The organism is Pseudoroseomonas ludipueritiae (assembly GCF_014490445.1).
GTDB classification, from domain to species: Bacteria; Pseudomonadota; Alphaproteobacteria; order Acetobacterales; family Acetobacteraceae; genus Pseudoroseomonas; species Pseudoroseomonas ludipueritiae.
On sequence record NZ_JACTUZ010000205.1, the window covers coordinates 1 to 6,446 of the forward strand.

Consider the following 6,446-nt stretch of genomic DNA (forward strand, 5'->3'; position numbering starts at 1 on the left):
CGGCTGGGTCAGGTCCGGCGGCTGCGGCGCGGCGGGTGCCGGGTCACTGGGCACGGCGGGTTGTGGGCGGCGGGAGACGCCCGTGGGCGCGCCGACCTGCGCCAGCGCGGGCGTGGCAAGCGAGAGAGCCAGCGGCAGCGCCATCAGGACGCGGCGGGCATGGCAGCGGGGAAGGGTGCGACAAGGACGCATATGTTCCGCACCCTAGACCTATCGCCGGGCGGGCTCAATCCGCACCGCCCGGCGATGGAAGGCTCAGCCCTCGGAACGGCCTTCGGCGCGGGCGCGGGCGACCATGGCGATGCCCTCCTGCACCACTTCCCGCAGCTTGGGCTGCAGGTGCGGATTGCCGGCGACGATGTTGCCGCTCGGATAAGGGTCGCCGCCCTCCGGCGTGGTGGCATAGCCACCGGCTTCCTTCAGGATGATCAGCCCGGCCGCCATGTCCCAGGGCTTGATGCCCAACTCCCAATAGCCGTCGTAACGGCCGGCGGCGGTCCAGGCGAGGTCCAGCGCCGCGGCGCCCATGCGGCGCACGCCGGCCACCTGCGGCATCAGCCGCGCCAGGGTGGCGCTGAATTCCGCCTTGCGGCCGATGGAGGCGAAGGGGATGCCGGTGGCGAAGACGGCCGGCAGCATCTCCCGCCGGCCGGACACGCGCAGGCGCCGGTCGTTCAGGAAGGCGCCCATGCCTTTCTCGGCCCAGAAGAGCTCGTCGGCGGCGGGGTTGTAGATCACGCCGGCCATGATCTCGCTGGTGTTCTCGCCGGTGCGCTTCTCGATGCCCACCGAGATGCACCAGTGCGGGATGCCGTGCAGGAAGTTGGTGGTGCCGTCCAGCGGGTCGATCACCCAGCGCCATTCCCAATCCTCGGCGCCGGTGATGCCGCCTTCCTCGCCCAGGAAGGCGAAGTTGGGGCGGGCGCGGCCGAGGTCGTTGCGCAGGGTTTCTTCCGCCCGCAGGTCGGCCTGGGAGACGAAGTCGCCCGGACCCTTCACGCTGACCTGCAGCTGCTCGACCTCGCCGAAATCGCGCAGCAGGCGCTTGCCGGCCTTCTGCACGGCGGCGACGACAACATTCAGGGCGGGGGAGAGGCGGGCGGACTGGGCCACGGGCAGGGTTTCTCCGAAGAAGGCCGGAAGAAAAGAAACAGCCGCGGCGGGTGGTTGCCCGCCGCGGCGATCAGGAAGGGTGCGTCAGCGCGGCACCCGAAGGGCCTCAGCCCTTGGCGCGCTCGACGTAGGAGCCGTCCTCGGTCTTCACCACGATCTTCTCGCCCGCGGTGATGAAGGGCGGCACCAGGGTCTTCACGCCGTTGGAGAGCAGGGCCGGCTTGTAGGAGGAGGAGGCGGTCTGCCCCTTCACCACCGGGTCGGCCTCGGCCACTTCCAGCGTCACGTGCTGCGGCAGCTCCATGGCCACCGGGTCGCCCTCGATGAGCTTGACGGAGACCGTCATGTTCTCTTCCAGGAAGGGAAGGCGGTCGCCCAGGATGGCGCCGGGGACAACGGTCTGCTCGAAGGTTTCGGGGTCCATCAGCACCAGGTTCTCGCCGTCGGCATAGGAGTAGGTGAACTCCTTGTCCTCGGTCATCAGGCGCTCGACGGTGTCGGCGGTGCGCCAGCGGTCGTCCTTCTTGGTGCCGGTCTTGATGTCGCGCATCTCGACCTGGATGAAGGCGCCACCCTTGCCCGGGGTGATGATCTGGATCTTCAGCACGGTCCAGCGACGGCCCTCGTACTCGATGACCTGGCCGGGGCGCATCTGGTTGGCCTGCTGCTTCATGGGCGGGGCACCTGTGTCTGGAGACGCTTGAAGGAACGAAAAAGGGCCGCGCTCCCGGCAAGGCCAGGAGGCGGACGGCGCGGGGGTTTAACGCGGGGAAGGGGGTGCGGGCAATGGGGCAGCCGCGGCTCAGCCCTGCGTGCCGTCCTGGGCAGCCTCCGCCGCGCCGCCCTGGGCAATCATCGCGCGCACCTTGGCCGCCAGGTTTTCCATGCTGAAAGGCTTGGTCAGGATCTGCGCTCCCAGCGCCAACTGGCCGCGGCCCAGCACCGTATCCTCCGTATAGCCGGTGATGAAGAGCACCTTCAGGTCCGGCCGCGCCTCGCGCGCCGCATCGACCATCTGGCGGCCGTTCATGCCGCCAGGCAGGCCCACATCGGTCACCAGCAGGTCGATGCGCGTGTCGGAGCGCAGCACCTGCAGGCCGCCGGCGCCATCCGCCGCCTCGATGGTGACATAGCCAAGGTCCTGCAGGATCTCCACCACCAGCAGGCGCACGCTGGGCTCGTCATCCACCACCAGCACCGTCTCGCCCTGCCGCGTCGGGATCAGCTCGGAAGGCGCCTTCTCCATCCTCTCGGCGGCGTCCGTTCCCTCGTGGCGCGGCAGGTAAAGGCAGATGGTGGTGCCCTTGCCGGGATCGGAATAGATCCGCACCTGCCCGCCCGACTGTCGCGCGAAGCCATAGACCATGGAAAGCCCGAGGCCCGTGCCCTGGCCCAGCGGCTTGGTGGTGAAGAAGGGGTCGAAGGCCTTGGCCGCCACCTCCGGCGTCATGCCCGTGCCGGTGTCGGAAATGCAGAGCGAGACATACTGCCCGGGCGGCAGGTCATGCATCCGCGCCTCGGCCTCATCCATCAGGCGGTTGGCGGTTTCGATCCGCAGCCGGCCCCCGCCCGGCATGGCGTCGCGCGCATTGATGCAGAGGTTGAGCAGCGCGTTCTCCAGCTGGTGATGGTCGATCAGGATGGGCCAGAGGCCGCCGGCCTGCACCACCTCCAGCGTGATGGCGGGGCCGACGGTGCGGCGCACCAGTTCCTCCATGCCCGCCACCAGCCTGTTGGCATCCGTGGGGCGCGGGTCCAGCGTCTGGCGGCGGGAGAAGGCCAGCAGCCGGTGCGTCAGCGCCGCCGCGCGCCGCGTGGCGCTTTGCGCCACCTCGATGAATCGCTCCATCTCCCGCATCCGGCCCTGCGCCATATAGGTGGAGAGCAGTTCCAGGCTGCCGCCGATGCCGGTCAGAAGATTATTGAAGTCATGCGCGATGCCGCCGGTGAGCTGCCCCACCGCCTCCATCTTCTGGCTCTGGCGCAACTGCTCCTCCAGCCGCTCCTGCGCCGCCGCCTGTTCCTTCTCCGCCGTCACGTCACGGCCGATGCCGGAAAGCCGTTCCCCGCCCGGCTCCGGCGAAACGGTCCAGGCGAACCAGCGCCAGCCACCCCGGCTGTCGCGCAGGCGGTTCACGAAGCGCATCGCCTGGCCCGTGGCGCGCATGTCCCGCAAAGCCGCCAGCACCGGGCCGAGATCCTCCGGATGCATCAGCTGTGCATAATGGGTGGCGAGCAGATCCGCCTCCTCCATCCCCAGCAGCCGGCTCCAGGAAGGGCTGACGCGCAGCAGATGGCCGTCGTAATCCGCAACCAGCAGCAGGTCCTCGCTCAGTTCCCAGAGCCTGTCGCGCTCCCGCGTCCGCTCGGCCACCAGTTCCTCCAGGCGGCCGGCCAGGCTGCGCAGGTCATCTTCCGCCCGCCGCCGCGCGATGGTGGCCAGGGTGCGATCGGCCACGTTGCGCAGGAAGGTGACCTCCTCCTCCGTCCAGTGGCGCGGCTGTGCCTGGTTGACGAAGAAGAAGGCGACGAGGCGGTCATCCTCCAGCAGCGGCAGGTTGATGATGGCGCGGGCCGAGAGCGCCTCCACCCGCGCCGCGCTGTCCCGCATCCGTGGGTCTTCACGGGCATCGGAAACCACCACCGTCTGCCCGCGCTGCAGGTCCTCGATGAAGGAGCCGTAGTCCCGCATGCTGTGCTGGCCGGCAATGCTGCGGATGCCAGGCGCCACCCAATCCTGCTCCAGCACCATGGTCTCGCCATCCGGGGCGAAGCGGCCATAGCCGGCGCGGTCCACGCCCAGCGTGCGGCCGATGATCTCAGCCGCGATCAGTGACATGGTGCCAGGGTCGCGCAGGTCCCGCAGGCGGTCAGCCAGTTCCAGCAGCGCGTTGCGGCGCAGCTCGGCCTTGCGCATCTCCCGCATGTCGCGCGTCACGGTGCCATAGCCGGTGGGGCGGCCCTGCGGGTCCCGCAACGTGAAGATATTGAACAGCACCGGCAGCACCGCGCCGGTGCGGAAGTCGCGGAAGCGGAACTCGCCCTGCCAGGTGCCCTGGCGCTGCACGGCCGGCAGCACGGTGCCGGCCACGAGGTCGCGCTCCTCCCGCGCGAAATAGTCGGTGATGCGGGTGCCGCGCGCCGCCGCTTCCTCCAGCCCCACCAGCCGGCAGCCGGCGGGATTGACGAAGACCATCTGCCCGTCCGGCCCGCAGGCACCGATAAAATCGGCCGATTGCTCCACCAGCGCCGCCAGGCGCCGGGCCTCCTCATCGGCGCGGCGGCGTTCCGTCACCTCCAGGAAGAGCGCGACGAAGCGCTCGCCTTCCAGGGGATGCGCGCGGCCCTCGTACCAGCGGCCAAGCCTTCCCACCTGGCGGCTGAAGGCAATGGTTTCCCCGTTCTCGATCACCCGGGCGAAGTCATGCACCCACTCGTCCTCGATGTCGGGGATCAACTCCCGCACCGTGTGGCCGATGGTGTCCTCGCGCGACAGGCCGGTCAGTTCCTCCCAGGCCGGGTTCACATCCAGGTAGCGCCAATCGACGGCGCGGCCGGAGTCATCGCGGATCAGTTCGCAGACCGAGAAGGCCTCGCGCAGCTGCTCGAACAGCCCGCGCCAGTGCGCCTCGCTCTTCTGCAGTTCCAGCTCCACCCGGCGGCGGTCGGAGATGTCGTTGAACAGCAGGGCGACGCGCCGTTCCTCCGGCTCCCCGATACGGAAGGCGTGGACATCGTACCAGCGGCCCAGGGCGGCGGCCGCGTTCTCGAAGCGCACCGGCTCCCCGGTCAGCGCCACCCGGCCATAGATATCGAACCAGTGCTGTTCATGGTCCGGCGCCAGATCGCGCATCCAGCGGCCGGCGGCCTCCACCAGCCCGGTCTGGCGCTCGAAGGCCGGGTTCACCTCCACGAAGCGGTAGTCCACCGGCACCTGCCGCGCATCGAAGCGCATCTCGATGATGCAGAAGCCGGCGTCGATGGCCTCGAACAGCGTGCGGTAGCGGGCCTCGCTCTCGGCCAGCCGGCGGTTCGTCGCCCGCTCATCCGACCGGTCCCGCAGCAGCCGCAGAAAGCCCAGGGGCACGCCATCGCCGTTCTGCAGCGGCGTCAGCTCGCTGGAAGCCCAGAAGCGGCTGCCGTCGCGGCGCAACTGCCAGCCCTGGGCGATGACACGGCCTTCCCGCAGGGCCTGCCGCCTCTCGGTCCAGATACGGTTGGCGGCGCGGTCCTCGGCCGTGAAGATGCGTTCCAGCGGCTGGCCCAGCATCTCCGCCGCTGTCCAGCCCAGGATGCGCTCCGCCCCGGTGTTCCATTCCGTCACCAGGCCTTCCGGGTCTGAGGCGATGATGGCGGCATCCAGCACATTGCCCAGGATAGCGGTCTGGGGGAGCGGGGGTGCCTCGCCGCCCGGGGCAGGCCGCTCCGCCAGCAGGCGCCGTAGCTGCGCCACCTCGGCTTCCAGCAGCCGCTCCCTTTGCCGGAGCCGGTCGATCTCACTCGTGCTCAAGGCGGCGTCCAGGCTGGCCTCAGGCCGCGGCGCGCGAGGGCGCATGCAGCCTCAGCAGGCAGGTAACACATGATGCAACCTGTGGTCCGCGCCTCAGGGGTGTCAAGGCGTGCCGCCGCCTGGGCGCCTGTTGCGCAGCGGCACGGTCTGGAGGGTGAGCTGCGGGCTTTGCCCGCTTTGCCAGGAATTGGCCCCCGGGGCTGGCTGCGGCACCGGGATATCCGCGCGCGCCTTGCGGCTTTCCGCCGCCGAGGTGCCCAGCCGCCGGTCCCGGTCCTCCAACAGGCGCCGCTCCAGCTGGCCATCGGCCGTGAAGCCCATCATCAACTGCGGGATGCCGAGCGGCAGGGTGTCGCCGCGGTCCACCTGCCAGGTGTGCCAGGTCTTGCCATAGGTGCCGGCGAGCTGCCGCATCGCCACCGTCTCCACCGCCTCCGGAATGCCGGGCATGACCAGCTCGCCCGAGGTCGTCTCGTAGTGGTGGCTGTGCCAGAGCCGCTTCTCGTCCTCCGGCAATTGCAGGAAGAGCCGCTCGGAGATGATGTATTCGATGCCGATCAGCCGGGCATCGGCCTCATTGCTGTCGAAGATCGTGCATTGGTGGAAATCCTCGGTCAGGTGGGTGCAGAAGTGGTGCGCCTCGACCTGCCGGCCCATGTCATCGGCATAGAAGTGGAAGCCGTTGAGGTAGAGGTCCATGGCGTTCAGCGGCGCCTTGGTCTGGAGCACCGCCGCCCCGGCGCCCAGCGCCCGGCTGCGGGCGGAAGGCGGCTCGCCCGCCGTTGCCGGCCCCCCCGAGTGCGGCCCCGGCTGTGGCGAGGCC

Annotated in this window: 5 protein-coding genes; all 5 read right to left on the bottom strand. The window is 69.7% G+C overall.

Translation table 11 applies throughout. The features are described from left to right. Positions 1 to 192, bottom strand: a 192-nt coding sequence (locus IBL25_RS23675) for a hypothetical protein (RefSeq protein WP_408898164.1), incomplete at its 3' end; no start/stop codon positions are given. Positions 193 to 255: 63 nt separating this feature from the next. Further along, a complete protein-coding gene (locus IBL25_RS23680; RefSeq protein ID WP_187780934.1) occupies positions 256 to 1,113 on the bottom strand; it encodes an inositol monophosphatase family protein in 858 nt (285 codons plus the stop codon). Between the two features lie 106 nt (positions 1,114 to 1,219). Further along, positions 1,220 to 1,786 (bottom strand): elongation factor P, encoded by a 567-nt coding sequence (gene efp / locus IBL25_RS23685; protein WP_187780935.1) that lies wholly within the window; start codon positions 1,784 to 1,786, stop codon positions 1,220 to 1,222. A gap of 129 nt (positions 1,787 to 1,915) precedes the next feature. Continuing rightward, the gene (locus IBL25_RS23690; protein ID WP_187780936.1) at positions 1,916 to 5,623 is read right to left on the bottom strand and encodes a PAS domain S-box protein; all 3,708 of its coding nucleotides are present in this window, start codon (positions 5,621 to 5,623) and stop codon (positions 1,916 to 1,918) included. Positions 5,624 to 5,725: 102 nt separating this feature from the next. Then, the coding region (locus IBL25_RS23695) for an OBAP family protein (protein ID WP_238940623.1) at positions 5,726 to 6,446 on the bottom strand (721 nt) is incomplete at its 5' end.

Bases quoted from the DNA above. Each gene is read 5' to 3' on its own strand.
- efp (WP_187780935.1), bottom strand. From the start codon at position 1,786: ATGAAGCAGCAGGCCAACCAGATGCGCCCCGGCCAGGTCATCGAGTAC.